This window comes from Devosia sp. MC521 (assembly GCF_014127105.1).
GTDB lineage: Bacteria > Pseudomonadota > Alphaproteobacteria > Rhizobiales > Devosiaceae > Devosia.
This window is the reverse complement of the sequence record NZ_CP059902.1, coordinates 105,262-128,095: the sequence shown is the minus strand read 5'-3', so window position 1 is coordinate 128,095 and position 22,834 is coordinate 105,262. Positions and strand designations below refer to the sequence as shown.

General features: G+C 58.1%; 17 protein-coding genes. 4 read left to right on the top strand and 13 right to left on the bottom strand.

Features of this window, described 5'->3' with window-relative positions:
* Nucleotides 1-10: 10 nt before the first annotated feature.
* The 3 genes from mdoH (at nucleotide 11) to H4N61_RS00645 (ending at nucleotide 4,099) form a co-directional block, all read left to right on the top strand.
* Entirely contained in the window at nucleotides 11-1,771 is a 1,761-nt protein-coding gene (gene mdoH, locus H4N61_RS00655) for a glucans biosynthesis glucosyltransferase MdoH (protein ID WP_248306544.1), read from the top strand.
* Nucleotides 1,764-2,990, top strand: coding sequence for an OpgC domain-containing protein (locus tag H4N61_RS00650; protein WP_182394710.1), 1,227 nt, complete (start codon nucleotides 1,764-1,766; stop codon nucleotides 2,988-2,990). Before mdoH ends, H4N61_RS00650 begins: the two co-directional genes overlap by 8 nt.
* Before the next feature lie 68 nt (nucleotides 2,991-3,058).
* The gene (locus H4N61_RS00645) at nucleotides 3,059-4,099 is read left to right on the top strand and encodes an Ldh family oxidoreductase (protein ID WP_182394709.1); all 1,041 of its coding nucleotides are present in this window, start codon (nucleotides 3,059-3,061) and stop codon (nucleotides 4,097-4,099) included.
* Here H4N61_RS00645 and H4N61_RS00640 read toward each other — a convergent pair.
* Entirely contained in the window at nucleotides 4,090-4,977 is an 888-nt protein-coding gene (locus H4N61_RS00640) for a LysR family transcriptional regulator (protein WP_169196863.1), read from the bottom strand. The two genes, H4N61_RS00645 and H4N61_RS00640, sit on opposite strands and share 10 nt — an antisense overlap.
* Nucleotides 4,978-5,075: 98 nt before the next feature.
* Here H4N61_RS00640 and H4N61_RS00635 point away from each other — a divergent pair, with 98 nt between their 5' ends.
* A complete protein-coding gene (locus H4N61_RS00635) occupies nucleotides 5,076-6,572 on the top strand; it encodes a CoA-acylating methylmalonate-semialdehyde dehydrogenase (protein ID WP_182394708.1) in 1,497 nt (498 codons plus the stop codon).
* 61 nt (nucleotides 6,573-6,633) lie between these two features.
* Here H4N61_RS00635 and H4N61_RS00630 read toward each other — a convergent pair whose 3' ends face one another.
* The 12 genes from H4N61_RS00630 to H4N61_RS00575 form a co-directional block, all read right to left on the bottom strand.
* Complete coding sequence (locus tag H4N61_RS00630) at nucleotides 6,634-7,656, bottom strand: NAD-dependent epimerase (RefSeq protein ID WP_182394707.1); 1,023 nt, start codon at nucleotides 7,654-7,656, stop codon at nucleotides 6,634-6,636.
* 185 nt (nucleotides 7,657-7,841) lie between these two features.
* Nucleotides 7,842-9,908 carry an outer membrane beta-barrel protein gene (locus H4N61_RS00625; RefSeq protein ID WP_182394706.1) on the bottom strand — a complete coding sequence of 689 codons (2,067 nt, stop codon included), beginning with the start codon at nucleotides 9,906-9,908 and terminating at the stop codon, nucleotides 7,842-7,844.
* The gene (locus H4N61_RS00620) at nucleotides 9,802-10,935 is read right to left on the bottom strand and encodes a hypothetical protein (protein WP_182394705.1); all 1,134 of its coding nucleotides are present in this window, start codon (nucleotides 10,933-10,935) and stop codon (nucleotides 9,802-9,804) included. The genes H4N61_RS00625 and H4N61_RS00620 overlap by 107 nt, the downstream gene beginning before the upstream one ends.
* Nucleotides 10,936-11,075: 140 nt before the next feature.
* Nucleotides 11,076-12,427, bottom strand: a protein-coding gene (locus H4N61_RS00615) for an IS3 family transposase (RefSeq protein ID WP_182394704.1) whose coding sequence is annotated in 2 segments (ribosomal slippage) — nucleotides 11,076-12,091 and nucleotides 12,091-12,427 — 1,353 coding nt in all. Because the reading frame shifts where the segments join, the coding sequence is not laid out codon by codon here.
* Between the two features lie 566 nt (nucleotides 12,428-12,993).
* Complete coding sequence (locus tag H4N61_RS00610) at nucleotides 12,994-14,637, bottom strand: Na/Pi cotransporter family protein (protein ID WP_182394703.1); 1,644 nt, start codon at nucleotides 14,635-14,637, stop codon at nucleotides 12,994-12,996.
* A 49-nt stretch (nucleotides 14,638-14,686) separates the two neighbouring features.
* The gene (locus H4N61_RS00605; RefSeq protein WP_182394702.1) at nucleotides 14,687-15,592 is read right to left on the bottom strand and encodes a sugar phosphate isomerase/epimerase; all 906 of its coding nucleotides are present in this window, start codon (nucleotides 15,590-15,592) and stop codon (nucleotides 14,687-14,689) included.
* 66 nt (nucleotides 15,593-15,658) lie between these two features.
* Entirely contained in the window at nucleotides 15,659-16,441 is a 783-nt protein-coding gene (locus tag H4N61_RS00600) for an ABC transporter permease (RefSeq protein ID WP_248306622.1), read from the bottom strand.
* 122 nt (nucleotides 16,442-16,563) lie between these two features.
* Nucleotides 16,564-17,433: an ABC transporter permease gene (locus H4N61_RS00595; protein WP_169196886.1), complete on the bottom strand. Its 870-nt coding sequence runs from the start codon at nucleotides 17,431-17,433 to the stop codon at nucleotides 16,564-16,566.
* A 56-nt stretch (nucleotides 17,434-17,489) separates the two neighbouring features.
* Nucleotides 17,490-18,482, bottom strand: a complete 993-nt coding sequence (locus H4N61_RS00590) for an oligopeptide/dipeptide ABC transporter ATP-binding protein (protein ID WP_182394700.1) — start codon at nucleotides 18,480-18,482, stop codon at nucleotides 17,490-17,492.
* On the bottom strand, nucleotides 18,479-19,492 hold the full coding sequence (locus tag H4N61_RS00585; RefSeq protein ID WP_248306543.1) for an ABC transporter ATP-binding protein: 1,014 nt from the start codon (nucleotides 19,490-19,492) through the stop codon (nucleotides 18,479-18,481). Before H4N61_RS00585 ends, H4N61_RS00590 begins: the two co-directional genes overlap by 4 nt.
* A 57-nt stretch (nucleotides 19,493-19,549) precedes the next feature.
* The gene (locus H4N61_RS00580; protein ID WP_182394699.1) at nucleotides 19,550-21,151 is read right to left on the bottom strand and encodes an ABC transporter substrate-binding protein; all 1,602 of its coding nucleotides are present in this window, start codon (nucleotides 21,149-21,151) and stop codon (nucleotides 19,550-19,552) included.
* Between the two features lie 36 nt (nucleotides 21,152-21,187).
* Complete coding sequence (locus H4N61_RS00575) at nucleotides 21,188-22,576, bottom strand: amidase (RefSeq protein ID WP_182394698.1); 1,389 nt, start codon at nucleotides 22,574-22,576, stop codon at nucleotides 21,188-21,190.
* Nucleotides 22,577-22,834 lie beyond the last annotated feature (258 nt).

Below are 22,834 nucleotides of genomic sequence, written 5' to 3'. Positions count from 1 at the left end.
GGACAATCTAATGGCTGGAATGCAGGCGTCGCGCCGAGCCGCTATTATGCGCGCTTTCTCACTGGTTATTGCCAGTGTTTCGGCCATTGCCGCAGGTTGGTCGTTCCTGCACATCATTGGTGGTGACGAACCAAACTGGCTCGACTTTTTGCGCGCCGGCTTGCTGTTTATCGCCACTTTTTGGTTGGTGTTTGGTGGGCTCGTCGGCGTGATTGGCGCGTTTGCGTCCAAAACCATGATCACCTGCGTGCCAACGCTGCCAACCGGCAAAACCGTGGTTCTCATTCCCATTTACAATGAGGACCCGGTCGAGACCTTCGCACGTATTGCGGCGATGAACCGCGAGATCGTGGCGCTCGGCGTCGCCAGCCGTTTTGACTTTGCAATCCTTTCGGACACGACCAATCTTGAGGTCGCGGCCCAAGAGATCGACGCGTTCGAGCTGTTGACGCGCGAGCCAGAAGCGGAAGCGCGCATTTTCTATCGCCGCCGCGAGCGTAATACGGGCCGCAAAGCGGGCAATATCGAAGACTTTGTGCGCAATTCTGGCGCGGCATATGATTATGCTGTGATCCTGGATGCGGACAGTCTGATGGAAGGCAAGACGCTGATCGCGCTGGCCGAGCGCATGGACAATGATCCGCGCTTGGGTCTGTTGCAGACCGTGCCGACCGTGATCAATGCCGACAGCCTCTTTGGCCGCATGATGGCGTTCTCCGCCGCCTATCTATCGCCCTTCTTTGCTCGTGGCGCGGCTTTGGCGCAGGGCGATGAGGGGCCGTATTGGGGCCACAATGCCATCGTGCGTGTCCGCGCCTTTGCGCAATGCTGCGGCCTACCAGTGTTGTCTGGCCGTCCACCTTGGGGTGGGCATATTCTGAGCCATGACTATGTCGAGGCGGCATTGCTGTCGCGTGGTGGCTGGAAAGTCCGTATGGACCCAGCCATTCCCGGCTCTTACGAACATGGCCCCGAAAACCTGATTGAATACGCCAAACGCGACCGTCGCTGGTGTCAGGGCAATCTGCAGCACCACAAAGTGCTCGCGGCACCAAAGCTGAAGTTTTGGAACCGCTTCACGCTGTTGCAGGGCATTATGGCGTACCTCGCCTCCCCGATCTGGCTGGCGTTGATGATCACCAGTCTTCTGGCGACTGCCTATCCAGACTCGCCGGGCGAACGCTTGCAGTTTGCACCGTGGATTTTGGGCGTTGGCGTTGCTGCAGTTTTGCTCCTGCCAAAACTGGCCATCGCATTACGCGGGGCGTTTGACGGCACTAATGCTCAGTTTGGCGGCACCGCGCGCGTTTTGCTCTCGACCTTGGGTGAGATCGTCATCTCGACAATCATGGCGCCAATCCTGCTGGCGTTTCAAACCCGTGCGGTTATCCAGATTTTCCTCGGCCTCGACGGTGGTTGGCCAGCAACCGAGCGCGACGCGCAAGTGGTTCCTATGAAAACGGCTATCGGCGCGAGTTGGTGGATCATGCTGGTGGGTATCATCACCATCGGTTTCACGATGGTCGAAGCGCCAGCGTTTGTGCTGTGGCTCTTACCGGTAACCGTTCCGGCCGTTTTGGCGCCGCTGATTATTCGCCTGACCTCGCATTCGGCTTCGAGCCCGCTGATGAAGAACATTTTCTCCATCGTCACGGAGCGCCAAGTGGTGCCGGTGATCGCGGAGAATAAGCGCATCCTGCAACAGTGGAGCAAGCCGCAACCAGTGTCGGTCGCGCCTGCGGTGCTCGAACTGACTGCTGAAAATGCATAAACGACTGCTGCGGGGCGTGCCGGTTTCGTCACATCTCGGCGCGACCAAGCCAGCGCCTGTCGGGCTTGTCCCCGGACAGCGCGACCATCGCCTCGACTTTTTTCGGGGGCTGGCCCTCGTGATGATTTTCATCAATCACGTGCCCGGCACAGTCTACGAATATGTAACCAACAGAAACTTCGGCTTTTCGGACGCGGCAGAGGCCTTCGTTTTTATGTCCGGCCTTGCGGCGGGCTTGGCCTATTCATCGGCATTCGCTCCCGGCAATAATCTGTGGTTGGCCGTATCACGCCCATGGGCACGGGCGCGCTATCTCTATTTCGTGCATCTAAGCATCACTGTCATCTGCCTTGCCATTGTCGCCTGCGCAGCGCGCTATTTTGATTTGGCGGAGCTGCTGACCAAGAACAACATCAAGGCGCTGTTCGCCGATCCGCTGGCGACGATGATCGGCATTCCGCTGCTGACCCACCAGCTCGGCTATCTCAATATTCTGCCCCTTTATGCTGTGCTGCTTGTGTCTACTCCCGCAATCATTTTACTGGGACGCAAGTTCCCCTATTGGGTTCTGGCGGGCTCGATCTTGCTCTGGGTTATCGCCGGTCAATTCCGCTTGAATCTGCCCAACTTCCCCAATAGCGGCGGCTGGTTTTTCAACCCGTTCTCGTGGCAATTGCTGTTCGTCATTGGGGTGCTGAGTGGCATGGCAATGAAGCAGGGCAAGCAGTTCATTCCCGCCCATCCTGTCGCTTTCGTGCTGGCCTTGGCCTATCTGATCGCCACCATAGTGGTGATGAAATATCCACCGGCTGGGGAAGCGTTTCGGGCCGGGCTCAGCGCGATCAGCAAAATGGGCGCGCCCTTCTACATCACCTGGTTTGACAAGACCTTCCTGAGCCTGCCGCGTCTCTTGCACGCGTTGGCGGTGTTTTATGTTTTTGCGTCGATCCCGCAGATGCGCGTGATTGCGTCCTCGCGTCTGGCCGTCCCCTTGCGCATTATGGGACGGCAGGGGCTGGCAGTCTTTGCTACCGGCACAGTATTGAGCATCGCCTTGCAGGCCGTGAAGGCATGGCTTTCGAAAGAAGGCATCACCGATACGGTGCTGATTGACGGGCTGATGCTGGGCAGCGGTATCTTTGCGCTGTGGCTCTTGGCTTACGTCCTTACCCGCACTGTCGACATGCGCCGTACGCAAAGCCAGACCAAAACGCCCTAATCCGACTTGCACTCACCGCCTGCGCGCGTAACCATCAGGAAACTGCTGATGAGTGGCCGGGGGGAAACATGCACAGCGACAAGCAAATATTGGTTGCAGCAAAAGACGTCGAAGCGCGTGTCCGCAAGGCACTGGTGGACGCAGGGGCGATTGCTGCTGCGGCGGATGCAACAACCCGCGCGCTGCTGCATGCCTCCATGGTTGGCATTGATAGCCACGGTGTTCGGCTCACCGAGCACTATTGTAAAATGATGGCGGGTGGGCGCATCAACAAAGCGCCAAACATCACCCTGCGCCGCACGGCGAGTTCGTCCGCAATCCTTGATGCCGACAATGGTTTGGGCCACTACTCGGCCTATGAGGCTGTGAAGGCGGGGATCGAGATCGCCCGCGAACATGGCGTCGCTGGGGTCGGGATTGAACAGTCATCCCATCTTGGCGCAACGGGCGCTTATGCCATCGCCGGTGCGGAGCAGGGTTTTGTGACCTTTGTGACGACCAATACCGACGCCATGGTGGCGCTTTACGACGGCGCGCAACGGTTCCACGGCACGAACCCGCTCGCCTTTGCCGCGCCAGTCCCCAATGCACGCCCATGGTTTTTGGACATGGCGACATCGTCCATTCCGATGAACCGAGTGCTGCTGCATCGTTCACTCGATGAGCCCCTGCCGCCCGGGGTTGCTGCGGATAAGAACGGGGTGGAAACCACCAATCCGCATGAGGCGGAAATGCTACTTCCCTTGGGCGGCGCGAGCTATGGCTTTAAAGGCGCGGGGCTCGCTGGGGTCGCGACACTGTTTTCCGCTCTTCTCACCGGGACGACGCTCGACCCCAACTTCATCCCCATGTATGGCGGCGAAGACATTAGTACGCCCCGCAATATGGGCCATTTCGTCATGGTGATCGATCCGGCAAAGTTCGTTGGAGCGCAGGCTTTTGGCCAAGCCATGCTGACCTATCTATCGGCGCTGCGCGGTGCGCCTGCGCGCGAAGGGGGCGGTCAAATTATGGCTCCGGGCGATCGGGAATGGGCGGAAGCCGCGCACCGCGCCGAGCATGGCGTTCCGATTGATCCCGATACGGCGGTGTTCTTAGGTTATGCGTGAGGAGTAAATAGCTTTCGATCGCGGGACACAATCTCGCTGAGAAAATCGGACACCAGCGCAACACGACGAATGCTGCGCAGGTCTTCGTGCATCACCGTCCAATAGGCGCGGCTTAGGATATGCTGAGGTAGAACCGGCACGAGATCGGCGCTGTTATGCGCCATAAAGGCGTGGAGGATACCGATCCCTGCCCCGGCCCGCACTGCCTCTGTCTGTCCGATTGCCGTAGAGACGGCCAGGCTTGACCGCCAGCTCTTGAGATATTCTGCCGTGTAATCGAGCGATGAGGTGAACAAGAGATCGTCGACATAGCCGACCAATTGATGGCGTTCCAAATCGGCAAGCGTTTGCGGCACCCCAAATTCACTCAGATAGGTCGGGGAAGCATATAGTCCGAGAGAGTAATTGGTGAGGCGACGCGCCACCAGCCGTCCCTCGCGCGGTTGCTCCAGCGTCACCGCCACATCAGCCTCGCGGCGCGAGAGCGAGAAGGAGCGCGGCACGGGCACCAATTCAATGCGCAATCCCGGATGACGGCGCAGCAATTCACCCAAACGGGGGGCGAGAAAACCCACACCAAAACCATCGGGCGCACCAACGCGCACCGTGCCCTCCACCGTGCTATCAGCACCAGCTGCTTCTTGCGCTGCCAGCATGGCGCTTTCCATACGCTCGGCGTGGGGGAGCAGGCGTTCGCCATGGCTGGAAAGCTCGGAGCCATTGGTTTTACGGGTGAAGAGTTTGCTGCCGAGCTGATCTTCAAGTGCACTGAGGCGACGTGCGACGGTGGCGTGATTGAGCCCCAAGCTGCGGGCTGCACCCAAAATCTGTCCCGTACGCGCCACGGCCAGAAAGATACGAACGTCGTCCCAGTTCATCTTGAGCTACAATTTCTGCACAACGGATGCCGAAAACTTGGCGTTGCTATTCACCCTTCGTAGCGGCAACTAGGCTACAAAACAAGGGAACCTGCCTCATGCGCACTATTGGCCACTTTATCGACGGCGTCGAAACCACAGGCACCAGCACCGAATTTCAGGACGTTTTCAACCCTGCAACCGGCGAAGTGCAGGCCCGCGTTGCGCTGGCGACCCCAGCGGATCTGGAAGCCGCTGTCGCTTCTGCTGCTGCCGCGCAGGGCAAATGGGCTGCAACCAATCCGCAGCGCCGCGCTCGGGTGTTTTTCAATTATGTGGCGCTGATCAACCAGAATATGCAGGAGCTGGCAGAGCTGCTGAGCGCGGAGCACGGCAAGACGGTTGAAGACGCCAAGGGTGACGTGCAGCGCGGCCTTGAAGTCGCTGAGTTCGTCGCTGGTGCACCGCATCTGCTCAAGGGCGAGTTTACGGACGGCGCTGGCCCGGCCATCGACATGTATTCCATGCGCCAGCCAGTGGGCATTGGCGCGGGCATCACGCCCTTTAACTTCCCGGCGATGATCCCGCTCTGGATGCTTTCACCAGCCATTGCCGCTGGCAACGCCTTTATCCTCAAGCCCTCGGAGCGCGACCCGTCTGTGCCAGTGCGTCTTGCGCAGCTCGCGATTGAAGCGGGCCTACCCAAGGGCATTCTGAACGTTGTGCATGGTGGCAAGTCCGTTGTGGATGGCATTCTGGCGCATGAAAAGATTGAAGCGATTAGCTTTGTCGGCTCCACCCCGATCGCGCGCTATGTCTACGGCACGGCGGCAAGCAATGGTAAGCGCGTGCAGGCCTTTGGTGGCGCTAAGAACCACATGGTCATTATGCCAGACGCTGACATGGATAAGGCCGCAGACGCGCTGATGGGTGCAGGCTACGGCTCGGCAGGCGAACGCTGCATGGCTGTTTCGGTGGCGGTTCCGGTTGGTGACGGCACCGCCGACGCCATCATCAAGGCGCTCAAGCCACGGATCGAAAAGCTCAAGGTTGGTCCGGCCACTGACGCATCAAGCGAAATGGGCCCGGTGATCACCAAAGCCTCGCAGGACCGTATCAAGTCGTTGATCACCTCCGGTGTCGAGCAAGGCGCAGAGCTCGTCGTCGATGGTCGTGGCCTGTCATTGCAGGGCTATGAAAATGGCTATTTCGTCGGTCCAACCCTGTTTGACCGCGTCACGCCCGAGATGGACATTTATAAGGAAGAGATCTTTGGGCCGGTGCTGAGTGTCGTCCGCTCCCCAAGCTATGCAGATGCGCTCCAGCTTGTCGTCGACAATCCCTATGGCAATGGCACGGCGATCTTTACCCGCGATGGTGATGCGGCCCGCGATTTTGCGGCACGGGTCAATATCGGCATGGTCGGCATCAACGTGCCAGTGCCGGTGCCGCTGGCCTACCACAGTTTTGGTGGCTGGAAGGCGAGCGCCTTTGGCGACCTCAATCAGCACGGCATGGATTCGATCAAGTTTTGGACGCGCACCAAGACCGTCACAGCCCGTTGGCCGAGCGGCATTAAAGACGGCGCAGAGTTTCAAATGCCGACGATGAAGTAACTGCCGACCATAAGAACCTCGTCACTGCTGTGGCGGGGTTTTTCGTCTGCACGTGGGACGTTCAAACGCGATAGAAGTCGCGATACCACTCGACAAAGCGGCGAACACCTTCAGTCACCGGCATTTGTGGGGCGTAGCCTGTTGCCTTGGTCAACTCAGAGGTATCGGAGGATGTGTCCGCCATGTCGCCTGACTGCAGGGGCAGCAGGTTCCGAATGGCCTTCTTACCCAGCGCCGCTTCAAGCGCATCGATATAGCCCGCGAGTTTTACTGGCTCGGAATTGCCGATGTTGAAAAGACGATAGGGCGCGTTTGAGCTGGCCGGATCGGGATCATCAGCGCGCCAATCGGGATTGGGTTGCGCGGGTGTATCTGAAGAGCGAATGACGCCCTCAACGATGTCATCGATATAGGTGAAATCGCGCGTGTGATTGCCAAAATTGTAAACGTCGATCGGCTCGCCTGCCAGAATATTACGGGTGAACTTGAACAGCGCCATATCTGGCCGCCCCCAAGGGCCATAGACGGTGAAGAACCGTAGCCCAGTTGTCGGGAGGCCAAAGAGATGCGCGTAGGAATGCGCCATCAGCTCATTGGCGCGCTTGGTGGCCGCATAGATCTGAAGCGGATGGTCCGCCCCGTCGTGTTCGGAAAACGGCATTTTGGCATTGCCGCCATAGACAGACGACGTGGAGGCATAGGTTAAATGCCCAATCTTGTGGTGGCGGCAGGCCTCCAGAATATGGGTAAAGCCAACCACGTTCGACTGCACATAAGAGTGCGGGTCCTCAAGGCTAAAGCGAATACCCGCCTGTGCCGCTAAGTGGATGACGCGATCAAAGCCTTGGTCGGCAAATAGGCTTTCAACCGCTGCGCGGTCTGCCAGGTCGCCACGAACAAAGGAATAATCACCGCCGAGCTGGGCGCTCACCGCCTCTAGCTGCGCAAGGCGCGCTTCTTTCAGGCTGGGATCATAATAGGCATTAACGACGTCAAAACCGACGACAGCATCGCCGCGCTCCAGAAGTCGGCGCGCCACGTGATAGCCGATAAATCCGGCATTGCCCGTAACCAAAACCCTCATCACGCCCTCACCAAAACCCAGTCCTACGGCAGCGACGTTTGTCACTATCACGTGGGGTGGGCTCAGTCATGTTGGATGTTGAGAGGGAACTGTCGGACAGAGAGGGCATATCCGTCGCGCCGCTCTGACGTGCTGACTGGGCGGAGTGTGGCTCCGCCCAGTTGAGTTCGCATTTATGGGCAGACTTAGTACTTCGCCATAATGTTGAAGAAGATGCCTTGGTGATCGCGTTCCAAATCACGCAGATCATCCGAGAACCCAGCAAAATTATAGCCGACACCGACCTTCACATGGTCATCCACGCTATAGTAGACCGCAGCCAATGCGCCGAGGTCGAGCGTCTTTGCCTCAGGCAAGGCCATAGCCCGCGCTTCGAGCAGGATATCCCAATCCTTGGCGACTTCTGCGTCAACGCGAATAATGCCCAAGTGTGCGGACGAGCGTGTCCACCCCGATGGATCGCGGTTTTCGGAGATTTCCCCGATACGCGCGCCATATTTTGCGCCCACGGTCAGCCACTCGTTGATGTCGTAATTGCCATCAATGGAGAAGATGTGGCTGCGCTGCGCTGGACCATTGGCACTGCCGTTTGCCGTCACCTGCTGTACGCCGGGAAGGTCGTAGAGGAAGGTATAGCGGGCGAGCGCGTTAAAGCGTTCGTTGTCGACTGGACGGTAGGCATAGCCAATGCTGGCTTCGACATAGTCGCCGTCCAAGATGGCCTTGTTATTGTACTGCGAGAGCAGAGCATCAAAGCTGCCGATCAGGCGCCAGTCATCATCGGTACGCCAAGACATGGACGAGCCAAAGAGATAGGACTGGCCGTCCTTCGCTCCAGTGGTCGACTTCTCATCGCGCACTTCACCACGCACTGTCCCGGTCAGGCCATCCGACACATAGCCTGCGCCGAGCGAGAGTGCGGTGCGCTGCAGATCTTCATCATTCTTATCGTAGATCGTGCCGCGTTCGAACGCGCCGTTCAGTGTCCAGAACTCGTCCGGCGTCAGGGTGATGCCATAGGTCTGGGTCAGCGTGCGGTTGCGATCGAAGGTGTTGTAAATGGCTTCCGAATGCAGGGCGACGATTTCGTTGACCTTGCGTTCGGTGCCCACAACCAGACCGGTGCGTGCCGACGATGCTAAGCTTGCGCTGTCGGGGGCGTTGACACGATAACCGATATAATTGCGTTCATCGGCTGTCGGCTGATGCACCAAACCAATGAGACCACCAACACCGGTGGAGCCGTAGGACACTTCGCCTTCAAGGCTGAGGGCGTCGTTGATGCGATAGTCGATGCCGACGCCGACACGATCAGCGTCAGTGAGAGTCCCCACCTTATCGACGGTCTTGCGGCCATAGGCGCTGACTTCAAGATCTTCATTGAGAACATAGGCAATGCCTAGCCCCAGATCCGTCCGGCGTCCGTTCTGGCTGGTGGACGCAATATCGATATGGTTGATACCGCCGCGTAGGGTCAGGTCTGGCGAAAGTTGGTGTTCAACTTCAGCGCCATAGGCGCGCGTGTAGCCCTGCGCACCCTGATCGGCGATGTCGACAGTGGCGCTTGCCGTCGTGCTTTCGGTGATGGCGATGTCAGCAAATGTGCTGACCAACAGCTGGTCGTACTTGGTCGACGAGCCAGTTGCGGCAAATCCGGCTTGACGCTTTTCAACGCTGGCGCCCACACGACCATCAAGGCCAAGGCCTTCAAGATCGGTTTCGGCAGCAACACGAATGGCGTAGGCTGGATCAATACGCTTGGCGACGCTGTCTTCAACGAAGGTCAGACCACCATCAAGCGAGACCCATGAGCTGCTGCCCGTGCCCTCAGAGCGCATGACCTCGGCTTCAATGAAGCTGTTTTCATCGGCCTGAAGGCGGGCATTAGCGCCGAGCAGAGTGGTCTTTTCACCATCAACATCTTCACCCACAGCCGTCGCGCCGATGGAGATGTGATCGTTGATCCAAGATTGTGCAGCACCGGCCAAAGCGTAGTCATCGCCCGACGAAGCGGCCGGGGTGAACTCATACTGCACGACCAAATACTGCGTATCAGCGATGGACGACGCAACGCCAGAGGCGCTGGACGATGAGCTGAGGGGTGTCGTCAGAATGACAACGCCCTGCATGTAATTGATGCGGTAGTCAGTGCCCTTCACCAGGGTCTTGCGAGACCGCACAACGCCGGTTACGCCGTCGCGCAGCTCCACGGCCAGCGTTTCGCTGTCCGGCAACAGATCTTGACGGTGCATGAAATAGGCAGAGCCACCCCGACCCACGCAGCACGTCGCGCTGTGAGAGTGTTCCCGGGTAGGCAGCATGCACATTGACTTGAGTTTTGTGCGCACCCTGAGTGGTTACATCCTCAGACTTATAGGTTGCCGACGCGCCATAGAGCACGCGATTATCGCTATAGAATTTGCTGTTCGCGATTTCCGTGCGGAACGTGCCCCACATGACATTGCTATTGCCGCGCTCGAGCCGAACGTAGAGCTTGCCGCGTGTAGGGGCGTCTTCCACCAGTTCGGAATCGTCGCCATAGACCGGATAGAAGTCATTCGGGTCGATACGCGAGAGAACGGCACGTGGGTCCTTGGACAAAACACCCTGGAACATGTCTTCCAGCGGGCCTTCGCCCGTATCGCCCGACGCGGTCAGCAGGTATTCGCCCTTGATCTTGCCTTTGAGGTAGAACTGCGCCTGACCCTTTGCATAGGTCTGGCTAAACTCACCACCTGTCACCGGCTCAAGACGAGCGCTCGGCGAGCGGGCACCAAGGGTCAAGTCAGCAAGCGCAACGTAGAACCAATCGCTGTCCGGCACCGCGACCGAACGGCGGAACTTGAGAGTGTCCGCGGCCGGATCGGCAATAGTGACGTCGACCTCATGCTGCCCGGCAGGCAGGATACGATCAATAACGAACGAACCGCTGATATCGACGGGAACGGTTTCGCCTAGGACCACGACCTGCGTGCCCGGCTTGGCATCGCGACCAAAAATGGTAACAGCGCCGCCAGCCAGAGGAATGGTGCGGATCGCGGCACGATCTTCGCCCCAACCCACCGAAATCGCATCGTCTGCAGTTTCCGAAGGAGCGGTGTTCTCGGTGCGCGCCAATTTCAGGGGCGCGGTTTCGTCAAACCGGCCTTGCGCATCATAGACACGGGCGACGTAGGAATACTCACCCGATCCGTCCGCAGGCATGGTCCAAGTGACCGTGCCATTAGCCACAGCAGGCAAAGTGGCAATGACTTCGTCCTGAGCATCGCGGATGGTCAACTCTGCCCGGGCAATGAAGGCCGGGTAGTTGCTGGTCAGGTTGAAGTCGATGGCTTCATTGGCGCGTGTCCGTCGTCAGATGCTTTGGCTCAGATCTGCGCCTTGATTAGCGGAGAGCACTGCTCGTCGTTCGGTTGATGTTATGCTGCAAGCCTATGGTGCATCAAGCGTCGATGCTGGATTGTTTTGCGCTTGATGTTTTCACGCCTTTTGATGATGGCAGGTGCTCTGCCGAAGTAGGCATCTGCGGGTGTCACATTGTCGAGGCTCTCGTGATAGCGCTTATGATTGTAGTGCTCAATGAAGGCCTCGATCTGGCTTTCGAGGTCACCGGGCAGGAAGTAGTTCTCTAGAAGGATCCGGTTTTTCAGCGTCTGGTGCCAGCGCTCGATCTTGCCCTGTGTCTGGGGATGAAGCGGAGCGCCTCGGACATGATCCATGTCATTGGCTGCGATATAGTCGGCAAGCTCCTGGGCGATGTAACTGGGTCCATTGTCACTCAGCAAGCGCGGCCGATGCTGCACACGCGCCTGATCGCAGCCTGAAGCTGCTAATGCCAAGTCCAGAGTGTCGGTGACATCCTGAGCCCGCATGGTCGTGCACAGTTTCCAGGCAATGATGTAGCGGGAATAGTCGTCCAGCACCGTGGAGAGATACATCCAGCCCCAGCCGATGATCTTGAAATAGGTAAAATCGGTCTGCCACATCTGGTTGGGACGGCTGGTCTTGGTGTGGAACTCATTGGCCGCCTTGATCACTACGTAAGCGGGGCTGGTGATGAGATCATGGGCCTTGAGAAGCCTGTAAACGCTGGCTTCTGAGATAAAATAGCCCCTCTCATCGGTGAAGCGAACCGCCAGTTCGCGCGGGCTCAGCTCGGAGTGCTCCAGAGCCATCTCGATGACTTGGTCTTGGATACCGGTCGGGATACGGTTCCAGACCCGGCTTGGTGCCGAGGATTGATCCTCCAGCGCCTCAGGGCCACCGTTCAAGTAGCGATCGTACCAACGATAAAAGGTTCGCCGCGGAATACCCAACCGGTCCAGCGTCTGTTTGGTGGGGAGATGCGATTGCTCAACCAGCCGGATAATCTCGAGCTTTTCAGATGCGGGATATCTCATTCGATATCCTCCCCATCCCCGATCATGCTTTTTTTAAGCAGGCGGTTCTCGAGCGTCAGATCCGCAACGCATTCCTTGAGCGCGCTTGCTTCCCTGCGTAAATCCAGAACCTCATCATTGGTGGCGGCACGAGTTGTGTCACCAGCCAAACGTCGCTTGCCAGCTTCCATGAACTCCTTTGACCAAGAGTAATAGACGCTCTGGGCGATGCCTTCACGTCGGCACAGCTCAGCAATGCTGTCCTCGCCACGCAATCCATCGAGCACGATCCGGATCTTGTCCTCGGCCGAAAAGTGTCGTCGTGTCGCGCGGCGAATGTCCTTCACAACCTGCTCTGCGGATGATTTCGTCTTCGTTGTTTTCGTCGTCATTCTGGGTCTTTCGTCACTCAGACGAGACCAGAACTCTCCTTAAATCGCAAACCCATTTCTGAGACACAGGTGCTGATGCCGAACAGCCATGCTAGGCACAGATTTGCCGTCACACGAGTGGCCGCAAGTCCTCAACGGCATGCATTCCAAAACTTAAACTTGTTCTACCGGTGGATGGCCGCAATACACCACAGGAACAACATGCCATGCTCAACGCCACTAGTAGCGCCAATCGACGCCAAAGCACCTGACGGCGGATACTCGGTGCCACTGCAAGCGCCCGACAATTAGCGAGGACCGTTCAGACAGCGTTGGTGAATGTTGTTCAACTGCCGCGCTTGTGGCCCCCTCACCCAGCTTGTTGCGTCCAGACACAACGCATGGACCATATTCTCAACGTTGCCGGATAATGTCCGTTGAACCACTGCCGCACTGATCAAAGCCCGACCTCACCTTCAGCGTCTTTCGCAGGAAAGGGCAAAAGTACGGTGCAAGTTTGATCTATCGCAATAACTCCCGTCGCGCTTCTGTCGTGACGAAATCCAATCTTGCCATCCGGAGAATAATTAGGGGTCCAACCGTAGGTGTCCGTGATGAGCGTCATCGACAAACGGTAGAGCGATGCTGGCAACCATCGAATTGATTTGCCGCATGGCGCGCATGGTTTCAAGGTGGATGTCACCCGCCCGGTTGGACTGAGTGGCATCGGCCCGCAGCCTTTGGATGTGGTTGATGACATTGGCGCGCTCGGCGAGGGCCATTTTCTCCTTGGTGCCAAGCAAACGTTGCGCCGACAAATGATCTTCGCTCAACATGACGTTCAACGATAATTGCAGGTTCTCGCTTACGCGCTGGTGGATTTCGAACAATTCGTCCCAATCTGCGGCACGAAACACATCCGGCTGGCGGGAATATGCGCGCGCCAGCTTTACGAGGCGTCCAGAGATCGTATCGGCAGCAAATTCCAAGTTCACGGCAAAGTCCGCAAGCGCAAAGCAACGCCATGCCCTGTCCGATTGGTCATCGTCATAAACAATGCGGGCGAGGTAATGCTTTATCTCCGTATGGCGTCGGTCCACCTCGCTCTCAAGCTGTTTGATCTTCTGGATCTTCTCTTGATCGGGGTACTTGAACAGTTCCGCAACGGGATGGAGCATTTCCTCGACATGACGCGCCATAGCCAACATCTCACGCTTTACGCAAGTTTCAGCGCTGCGTGGGTCTTGGAGCAGACGCGGATCAAGACGCGAATTTTCGCCAGCGTCGGCGTTGGTGGTGCGAGCATCCGGCACCAGTCGCTGGATTAGTGAGGAAACCACGCCCACCATCGGCAGCCCGAGGACCAGCATCGCGATATTGAACAACAGGTGCAACTGCACGATGCCAGTGGGACTGGAGAACCAGCCGACGACCGCAAAGCCTGACGGATAAACGATGGCGAGAGCCGCTACGGCAAAGACCAGCTTGAAGAGGAAATTGCCCAAAGCAATGCGGCGGGCAGCAATATCAGCTTTCAGCGTCAACCCGACGGCAATGAGGCCGCCGCCAACATTGGCCCCAAAGACCAAGACGACAGCCAACTCAAATGGAATGATCCCCTGCCCCATGAAGGTGGCGATAAGCAGGATCGAAGCGATGCTGGAATGGACCAGCCAGGTAAAAACAGCACCCACTACAAATGCCGTCAGTACGTCGCTGTTGAGATATTGGACCGCCGGAACAAGCATGGGTGCATCCCTGAGCGGCTCTGTGGCGTCCCCAATCAGCCCCAAGGAGATCATGACCAGTGCAATTGACAGACCAATCCGACCAGTCTGACGCCATTTGCGGCTGGAGGCTCCTAGGTACAGGGCTCCGCCGACCAAGCCCAAAAGAGCAGCAAGCCATGACAGATCAGTTGCAAGCACTTGCAGGATCAATGCGGATCCGACATCGGCCCCGAGCACCATGGCAAGAGCAGACGCCAAGGGTAGTGTTCCGGTTGCTGCAATTGCTGAGACGAGAAGTGCAACAGCAGTGGAGCTTTGCAATAGGGCTGCGGTCAGCAGCCCTGTGAGGGCGGATGTTGGCCATCCGCCCTTAGGGTTATTGGTGAGGCGCAACAGCAGTGCTCCGTGCCCACGCTCGACACCACTGCGCAACATGCGGATGGCCCAAAGCAGCATCATGATGGCGCCACCAAGCTGCAAAAGCGCGTGATACAAGGGCAATTCTTAACCTCACCGCGCCGGTCTACCCGGCGCATTTGACACTATTGGGTTAGACCCGATTATTGACCAGCGCCTGCAACTGACGGGCACGCGCCAAGCTTGCCGGCTGTTCAGCACCAAAACGCCGATTGCTGACTTCCATCATCAGGGCTGTATCGGGCAGGAAGGTTAGTTCCGAGAAAATCTCTTCCCAATTGATATCACCCCAGCCGAGCGGCAGGTGCAGGTCACCCAAGCCGAGAGCGACGCCATCCTGCGGATAATAGAACGGCGTCGCGCCGCGCATATTGCCGTAGGAGTCGTGAACGTGGAGATGGCCCGTGACCGGCGCCATGGCACGCAATTCGGTCATGAAGTCGAGTCCGCGATGGGTGCAGTCAATGTAAGCGTGGCCAAAGTCGAGCGTACCAACCAAGTTAGGATGGTTGATCTCGCGCAGCATCCCCGCGATCTCGGACGGCAACCGGCGATATTCGCCCTGGCTGGTGAGGAAGCAGTTTTCAACGGCAATGCGAACGCCGTAAGGCTTTGCGAACTCGGCGAGCTCGTAGAACGCGTCAGCTTCGCGCTGGTCCGCGCCGGCACGGTTGAGCGGAGTGTCGGCCCGAACACGTCCGCTGTGCTGCACCAGCACGCGAGCGTCGATGCGATCACAGATCTCTACGACAGCCTTGGCGACCTTCAACTGGCGATCAAGCGTATCCGGATCCATGAAATCGGACGAAACCAGACCATGCACGGTATACTTGAACTTGTAGTTGCGCGCGACCTTCTCTAGGCGGGCCATACGCTCTGGCATGATGCGACCGTTGGCTATGAGGTCGAGGGACGTCACACACATCTCTACAACTTCAGCGCCAATTTCGGCGAGGTTGCGCATTTCCAGCTCATAGCTGGCGAATTCACCGTCGGTTGAAGCTGCGTTGAAACCAACGCTAGTGATGCAGGCAGTCATTGAAGCACGGTCCTTTATTTGGTCGATCTTCGGGGCAAAACCGCCCCTATGGATGAGGTGAGTTTGTTATCTGAGAGCTGGGTCAAGACGGTCACGCAGCCAGTCTCCGACCAGCGACATGCTTAGGGTTGTGACGACGATCACCAAAGCCGGTGCCAGCAAAATCCAAGGCGCGGTATGCAGATAATCGCGGGCATATCCCACCATGCTACCAAGCGAGGTCATCGGAGGCTGGATACCTAAGCCGAGGAAGGACAGGCCAGCCTCAAGCAAGATGACCTCGGGGAAATTCAGCGTCAGCGAAACGACCAGCGTCGAGGCGATGTTGGGCAGGATGTGGCGCATATAGATGCGCCACGGCGATGCACCCAGATCGCCTACCGCATTGGCGAAACCATGCTCACTGAACGAGATGGCGAGACCACGGGTGACGCGCGCAATGCTGGCCCAGCCAGAAAAGCCCAGCAGAATGGTGAACAGCAGCAGCGAATTGCCAAGGAATGCCAGCACCGCTAGGGCGATGATCATGAACGGGATGGCCGATTGTGCGTCGATGAACATCAAAATGATCTGCTCAACTACGCCTCGCATGTAGCTGGCGAGGAAACCGAGGCCAACGCCAAGGACCGTGCTCAGTATGGTCGCGGCCAGCGCCAGGGCCATCGACGTTTGGGTCGAGGCAAGTAGGCGAGCCAGAACGTCGCGCCCCAGTTCGTCTGTGCCTAACGCATGTTGCCAAGTGCCGCCGAAGAAAACTGGTGGCGAAAGGCGGTTCTTGAGATCCATTGCTTGGAAGTCAGCGCCGATGATCAGGGGCAGGAACACCACGATTAAAACGACGAAAGTCATCCATGCCAGCGAGAGCAGAACCGTCAGCGGCCAATTGCGAAGGAAGGTGCGCAAGGGTGCGCGACCGGTAAGAACGCTGCCTGAAGCCTTTTGGGTCGCAGATGATAGGTCTGTGGGGCTGTTCATTCGCCGACACCCTTACTTGCGCGCATGCGCGGATCCAAAAAGCCATAAAGCATGTCGACGACCAGATTTGAGAGGACCATTGCTGCACTCACCAGCAGTGTAATCACCTGAACTACTGCCAGATCGCGCGCCGCGACCGAGGTCACAAGCAGCCGACCGATGCCCGGCCACGAAAATACGGTCTCGACCACCACGGCTCCGGTCACTGTGGAGCCGACCATGAAGCCGAGAATGGTGACGATGGGCACGGCAGCATTTGGCAGGGCGTGACGACTAACCACCGCACCACGGCGAAGTCCTTTGGCAGACGCTGTACGAATGAAGGGCTGCCCGTCGACTTCAAGCATCGCTGAACGCGTATAGCGAGCAATGACCGCGGCGCCGATGAGCCCGATGGTGGCCACCGGCAGCACCAGATGTGCCAAGGTGCCGGAGCCACCTGTTGGGAACCAACGAAGGGTCACTGAGAACACTAATGCCAGGACAAGGGCCAGCACAAAGCTGGGAACAGTATACCCTACGATCGAAACCAGAATGATCAGACGGTCAAACCAAGTATTGCGGTACAGTGCGGCTGCAATGCCCGCAGGGACGCCGATAGCGATCGACACCAACAGAGCCGGCACCGTGATTGCCAATGTCTGGGGGACGTGGCGCAAGACCATGGACAGCGCAGGCTCACCTCCACGCATCGAATAGCCGAGGTCGCCATGCATCACAGCCCAGATGAACTGGAAAAATTGGATATGCAGGGGCTGATCGAGGCCCCAGCGTTCCCGGAAGGCTGCTATTTCGGCAGCGCTTACGTCGGGACCAAGCATGGCAACCGAGGGGTCGCCTGCCAATCGCAGGACGATGAAGCACATACTCACAACAGCCAGAATGGTGACCAGAGCGCGCAGCAAACGGACGAGAAAGTACCTCAAGGCGTAATCACCGAGTTTGTGTTTCCACTTTTCACGAGATGACAGGCGACGCTATGCTGGCCGTCGGTGATCATGGGCGGTTTAATCTGGGCGCACATCGGCATCGCCACTGGGCAGCGAGGATGGAACGTGCAGCCAGATGGCTTGTTGACTGGGTTCGGCGGCGCACCAGTGAGCAGCGTTCGCGTCGATTTCTCAGCGCGCTTTGCCGAAGGTATCGCAGCAGCGAGAGCCAAGGTGTAAGGGTGCTGTGGCGCCCTGAAGATGGTTTCCGACGGGCCCTGCTCGACGATCTCGCCGAGATACATTACGGCGACCCGGTCCGAGATATGCCGCACAACTTTGAGATCATGGCTGATGAACAGCGACGCAAACCCGGTCCGCGTTCGCAAGTCATCAAGAAGGTTCAGCATTTGGGCTTGAACGGAAACGTCAAGCGCCGATACCGGCTCATCGAACACGATGAGCTCTGGCTCCAGCGCTAGGGCGCGAGCGATCACGACGCGTTGCCGTTGGCCACCGGAGAGCTCGTGAGGGAAACGCTGCGCGTGATCCGGACGCAGACCGACATCGGCCATAAGGCTGGCTACGCGCTCGGAGCGCTCCGCCTTAGGCATGGATTTTTGATGGATATCGAGCGGCTCCCCGATCTGATTGGCGATCGTCCATCGGCGGTCAAGTGCACCCAGTGGATCTTGATAGACCATCTGCAAATGGCGACGCATTTCGCGCCAGTGGGCATCGCGCTTGGTGCCAACGGTGCGGCCATCAAATGTGACCGTGCCGCCACTACGGGGGATATGCCCCAGCACCAACCGGCCGGTGGTCGACTTGCCACATCCGGATTCGCCTACGAGGCCAAGCGTTTCACCTTTATTGATGGAAAAGCTTACGCCATCGACAGCTTTGAGGGTACGAGCCTCCCCCCGGAACTTGGCGGGCGGAAGTTTGTAGTGTCTGCTGATATTGTCAACTTCGAGCAGTGTCATGACGCCACTCCTTGAGAGATCGCCTCTAGGCGGACACAAGCCGCATGATGGGTCGCCGATTGGCCGATGGACTGCATGGATATAGCGCCGGACCTGCATTCGGACGCCGCACGCTCGCAGCGGGGAGAAAAGAAGCAGCCCGGTGGTAGGCGATCAGGCGCAGGAACGGTGCCCGGAATAGCAATCAATCGCTGCCTCGGGCCGGTCAAATCAGGAACTGCGGCCATCAAGCCGCGCGTGTACGGATGCTGCGGATTGTCGAAAATTTCATCGCGATCGCCGGTTTCAATGACCCGCCCGCAATACATCACTGCGACGCGATCAGTCATCTCAGCGACAACGCCGAGATCGTGCGAGATGATAACAAGCGCGCTTCCGGTATCCTTCTGGATCTCCTGCAGCAGCGCGAGAACTTGGGCCTGAATTGTCGTATCGAGTGCGGTTGTCGCCTCGTCGGCAATCAGCACTTCAGGTTCGCCGGCCAGCGCCATTGCGATCATGATGCGCTGGTTCATGCCGCCGGACATCTCATGGGCATATTCACGCATGCGCTGTGGCGCATTTGAAATGCCGACACGGTCGAGTAGCCGAACGGCCTCCGCACGTGCAGCTTCGCCGGTGAGGCCACGGTGTAAGCGAAGCGCTTCAAGTAATTGTTTGCCGATCCTGTGAACTGGATTGAGGGAGCTCGAAGGATCCTGAAAAATCATAGCGACGCGCCCACCGCGAACGCTTGAGAGCGTTTTGTCAGAGGCTTGAACCAGTTCCTGGCCCATGACTTTGGCCGAACCGCCGACTTTTGCGCCACCGCGCAATAGGCCGAGGGCCGCAAGCCAAGTAATCGATTTGCCACAGCCCGACTCGCCCACAATGCCGAGCGTTTCCCCTCGCGCCAGATCGAGATCAATGCCGTGTAGGGCTCGGACAAAACCTTCGCCGTGGCGAAAATCGACCGTGAGATTACGTAGTGAGAACACCGGGGATTCTGCGGGGGCAGCTGTCATTGTCATAGAGGAAGTCTCCGCAAACCGGGGTTCCGAGGCCCGAAGGCCCCGGAACTGTGTTGCTTATTGGACGATTTCGAGATTACCGGCGCGGAAATCCATCGAGAACAGGCTGGACCAGTCCCACTGGATATCCTTGCGCTTGCCGTAGAGCATGATGTTCTCATGGAGTACGGTGTAGACCGGGTCCTCACGCTCGGCGATTTCGAGCATGCGGCGGAACGCGGCCTTACGGACAGCGGGATCCATCGACGTCAATAGAATGTCGCACTGCTCATTGAGAACTTCGCTCTCCCATTCGCCCGTGCCAACAATAGCACCCTGGTGGCAATAGAAATTACCGAAGGTTGCCACTGGGTCTGGGAAGACCAGCGAATTGCCGAGGTCGCGGATCATACGCTCGCCGGAGCCTGGCGCAGCGGCCTTGTCGTTCACCTGAGCCCAGTTTTCCTTGATCTCGATCTGGGTCTTGACGCCGACAGCTTCCCACATCGAGGACAAGATCTGCGCAGTGGAGACCTGGTTCACGTAGTAGTTGTTCAGGATACGGTAGGTGACGGTCTCGCCGTTGTAACCAGCCTCAGCCAGAAGCTTCTTGGCCAGTTCTGGATTGTACTCCGGAGCGGTCCAGTCGCTGATGAACATATCGCCATAGGCCTCGAACTGAAGGCCTGCGGGGATGCGGCTCATGCCGGCATAGAGAGCGTCGATGATAGCCTGGCGATCGATCGCATGGGCCATTGCCAAACGGACGCGCGGATCCTGCATCGGGCCATTGTGCTTATCGAACACGAGCAGGCGCAGATTGGCAGCGCCGCCACCAACAACCTCGAACTTGTCATCCGCCTCGATGGCCGGAATTTGATCAGGCATCACGTCAGTGATGAAATCGTATTCGCCAGCGAGCAGGCCGTTGATACGGCTGGAGCCTTCAGGCACGACGACGAAGCGCAGCTGCTGAACGGCAGGCTTACCGCCCCAGTACTCGTCGTGAGCATCGAGAACGAGAAGCTCGTTGTGGCGGAACTCAGCGACTTTGAATGGGCCAGTGCCGACCGGAGCCTTGAAAAAGTCACCATAGGTTGCGGTGGCTTCGTAGTCGGCCTTCGACACGATTTCGGCGCCGAGACGCTGCATACGCTGCTCGAGAACTGGGTCTGGCTTTTCCGAGTTGACGCGGACTGTGAGGTCGTCAACTTTTTCCACCGAAATGCCGGACCAAAGGCGTGTTGCGGCTGCCTTCAATTCTGGCGGGACGCCCCTGCCGTCTTCAACAGCACCGAAGCGTTCCGGGGAGAAGCTGAAGACAACGTCGTCTGCCGACAGGGTCGCACCGGAATGGAACTTCACATTGGGGCGAAGCTTGAGCTCGATGGTGTCTTCGTCGATCCGCGTCCAGCTTTCAGCCAGCGCGGCGCGCGTGGTCAGCTCTGGATTCTGACGATCGAAGTCGATCATGGTTTCAGCAATGCTGTCTGCAATACGCTGGGAAACCAAGCTCTGGTCGGCCAGGAAATCGAGCACGCCACCATTGACCACCTGCGGAACCGCGATGGTGATCACAGGGCGGTCATCTGCGTGAGCTATGCCTGCCATAAGCGCGGACAGAGCCCCGCCGATGGCCAGTGCACGAGCTTTCGTGCCCAGCTTTGGAACAATCTGCATTCGTTAAATCCCTCCTTTTGCCCCCTCGGGCGACGACTAGTTTGGTTCTGCGATGTCGGGCGTCGCGCCCAACATTGTTTCCAGTGCAGCAAGCAGCTGCACCACACCCCAGTCGTCGAAACGACGACCGATGACTTGAACGCCGATTGGCAGGTTCTGAGCAGTCATGCCGCAATTAACAACGGCACCGGGCTGGCCTGTCTGATTAACCAGCGACATGAAATTGGTGTGACGGAGAGCGGACTTAGTGTCTGCTCCGACATCATCAGCGGGGAAACCGTGTACAGGCGATGCCGGCGTCAGCATGTACTGCAGGCGACCGAAATGGCGGTACATCTGCGCTTTGGCCTTTTCCAGCTCCTCGAGAGCGCTTGCGTAGTCGATTGCGCTAATCTCTCCCGCTGCCTCGCAAGCCTGCAGAGCATAGGGCAACATGAGGCTGCGCTTTTCGGCAGGCATAGCGTTGTATTCAAGGCGACTGCGCAGGAAGAACAGCTTGTTCAAGGCCTCGCTTGGGTCGAACTCGATCAAACGATCAACGGGCACGATAACGGCACCCGCAGCTTCAACCTCGCGCGCAACTCGCAGGATTGCCTCACGGATTTCAGGCTCCGTTTCACATCCAAAGCCCGCGTCGAGACAAAGGCCGATCTCCATGCCCTTAAGTTGAGCCGGATCCGCATCCTCGTATCGACGCTGCTCGGGAGGAATAGAGCCGAAGTCGCGAAGATCCTCGCCCGACAGAACTGTCAGGAAGGTGGCCATATCCTTGACATTGCGAGCCAGAGGACCGGCGCTGCGAACAGCACTCGGTGGCAAATGCGGCACACGACCCTGTGTCGGCTTCATGCCGGCAAGGCCACACATGGCAGCCGGCATGCGCACCGAGCCCGCCATATCTGTGCCGATAGTCAATGCGCCAATGCCTGCAGCTAGGGATGCTGCACCGCCGCTGCTGGAGCCGCCAGTATTATAGGCAAGATTAAAGGGATTTCGGGTGGTGCCGTGCGCAGAGCTGACGCCCGCTGCGAACATACCAAAGTCTGGCATAGTGGTCTTCGCCAGAATGACGCCACCAGCTTCCTGGATGCGCGCCACAGGCGGCGAGTCCGAGGTTGAGAGCGGATTACCAAGATTGGCAGCGCAACCGCGAACATAGGGCGTCCCCTTCATCGCGACACTGTCTTTGATGGTCATCGGCACACCGTCGAGCGGGCCCAATGCAGCGCCATCGCGCCAGCGCTTCTCCGATGCAACAGCCGCTTCTAACGCTCGCTCCGGCATTGGCGCAAAGATCGCGTTGATCGCTGGATTGACCTTATCGATACGTTCGAACGCAGCCTTAGCAGCATCTACAGGAGACAGCGCACCGGAGGCATAGCCCGCAGTGAGTTGCCCAAGGGTCATTTTCCAGATTTCGGTCATGCGTATCTCAATATTGCAATTGAAGGCGAAGCTGGCGCAGCGCCGGACGGAATGGGAATTGCGGTTTGCGCACTAGAAACGCCGCTAGCGGCGTGTTGCGCATCTGAATCGGAAATGGCGGAGCCACGCGGCCAATAGGGCAATGTCATCTCAGTACATGCGAGCGACTGCTGCGCGCCATGACCAGGAAGAACTACGGGCGAGCGAGCGATGGACGACGCCACACTGGCGCACTCCCCTTCCCTCTCGCTATAGCGC

What these genes read in the sequence shown, in the direction of transcription:
- H4N61_RS00625 (WP_182394706.1), bottom strand. Translation starts at nt 9,908, where the DNA reads ATGCACCGTCAAGATCTGTTGCCGGACAGCGAAACGCTGGCCGTGGAG.
- H4N61_RS00645 (WP_182394709.1), top strand. Translation starts at nt 3,059, where the DNA reads ATGCACAGCGACAAGCAAATATTGGTTGCAGCAAAAGACGTCGAAGCG.
- H4N61_RS00590 (WP_182394700.1), bottom strand. Translation starts at nt 18,482, where the DNA reads ATGACACTGCTCGAAGTTGACAATATCAGCAGACACTACAAACTTCCG.
- H4N61_RS00650 (WP_182394710.1), top strand. Translation starts at nt 1,764, where the DNA reads ATGCATAAACGACTGCTGCGGGGCGTGCCGGTTTCGTCACATCTCGGC.
- H4N61_RS00630 (WP_182394707.1), bottom strand. Translation starts at nt 7,656, where the DNA reads ATGAGGGTTTTGGTTACGGGCAATGCCGGATTTATCGGCTATCACGTG.
- H4N61_RS00580 (WP_182394699.1), bottom strand. Translation starts at nt 21,151, where the DNA reads ATGCAGATTGTTCCAAAGCTGGGCACGAAAGCTCGTGCACTGGCCATC.
- H4N61_RS00600 (WP_248306622.1), bottom strand. Translation starts at nt 16,441, where the DNA reads ATGACTTTCGTCGTTTTAATCGTGGTGTTCCTGCCCCTGATCATCGGC.
- H4N61_RS00575 (WP_182394698.1), bottom strand. Translation starts at nt 22,576, where the DNA reads ATGACCGAAATCTGGAAAATGACCCTTGGGCAACTCACTGCGGGCTAT.
- mdoH (WP_248306544.1), top strand. Translation starts at nt 11, where the DNA reads ATGGCTGGAATGCAGGCGTCGCGCCGAGCCGCTATTATGCGCGCTTTC.
- H4N61_RS00640 (WP_169196863.1), bottom strand. Translation starts at nt 4,977, where the DNA reads ATGAACTGGGACGACGTTCGTATCTTTCTGGCCGTGGCGCGTACGGGA.
- H4N61_RS00595 (WP_169196886.1), bottom strand. Translation starts at nt 17,433, where the DNA reads ATGTGCTTCATCGTCCTGCGATTGGCAGGCGACCCCTCGGTTGCCATG.
- H4N61_RS00585 (WP_248306543.1), bottom strand. Translation starts at nt 19,492, where the DNA reads ATGACAATGACAGCTGCCCCCGCAGAATCCCCGGTGTTCTCACTACGT.
- H4N61_RS00605 (WP_182394702.1), bottom strand. Translation starts at nt 15,592, where the DNA reads ATGACTGCCTGCATCACTAGCGTTGGTTTCAACGCAGCTTCAACCGAC.
- H4N61_RS00635 (WP_182394708.1), top strand. Translation starts at nt 5,076, where the DNA reads ATGCGCACTATTGGCCACTTTATCGACGGCGTCGAAACCACAGGCACC.